Below are 712 nucleotides of genomic sequence, written 5' to 3' on the forward strand. Positions count from 1 at the left end.
GATCGGTCTTCCGCTACGGCGAGACACGAGCGTGGCGAGGCATGGTCCACGCATGATCGACCTGCATTTCTTTGTCGAGATCATTCCAACCCTGCTCTCCGGCTTGCCGCTGACCTTGCAGCTTGCTGGGCTGTCGATCGCAATAGGCTTTGCCTTGGCCCTGTTGCTCGCACTGGCGCAGCAGGGAAACCATCGGATGCTGGTCTGGCCGATACGCGCCTTCGTCGCCGTCTTTCGCGGCACGCCATTGCTCGTCCAGATATTCCTCATCTATTACGGCCTCGGCCAGTTCCGTCCCACGCTTCAGGCTGTTGGGCTCTGGTGGCTGTTTCGCGAGCCCTATTGGTGCGCCATCATCGCACTCAGTCTCAATACCGCAGCCTATGGCAGCGAGATCCTGCGGGGCGCAATACAAGGCGTGCCGCGCGGTCTTGTCGAGGCCGCTTCCGCTTTCGGGATGACACGGATCCAGACACTGCGCCTCGTCGTTCTGCCTTTGGCGCTGCGCCAAGCCATTCCAAGCTACAGCAACGAGATCATCCTCATGGTGAAGGGTACGTCGCTGGCATCGATCGTCACCCTGATGGAAGTGACAGGCATAGCCCAGGGGTTGATTTCTCAGACTTATCGCGCCGTCGAAGTTTTCGTGGCTGCGGGCGCGATTTACCTCACCATAAATTTCACGATCATCTCGGCCCTGAATGCCCTGGAG

1 protein-coding gene is annotated in these 712 nt (G+C 59.3%); it reads left to right on the forward strand.

Annotation, left to right across the window (positions count from 1 at the left end; genetic code table 11):
* Positions 1 to 52: 52 nt before the first annotated feature.
* Positions 53 to 712, forward strand: a 660-nt coding sequence (locus EN780_RS36230) for an ABC transporter permease (RefSeq protein ID WP_133372952.1), incomplete at its 3' end; no start/stop codon positions are given.

Origin of the sequence: Mesorhizobium sp. M4B.F.Ca.ET.089.01.1.1 (assembly GCF_004022605.1) — a bacterium.
Lineage (GTDB): Bacteria > Pseudomonadota > Alphaproteobacteria > Rhizobiales > Rhizobiaceae > Mesorhizobium > Mesorhizobium abyssinicae.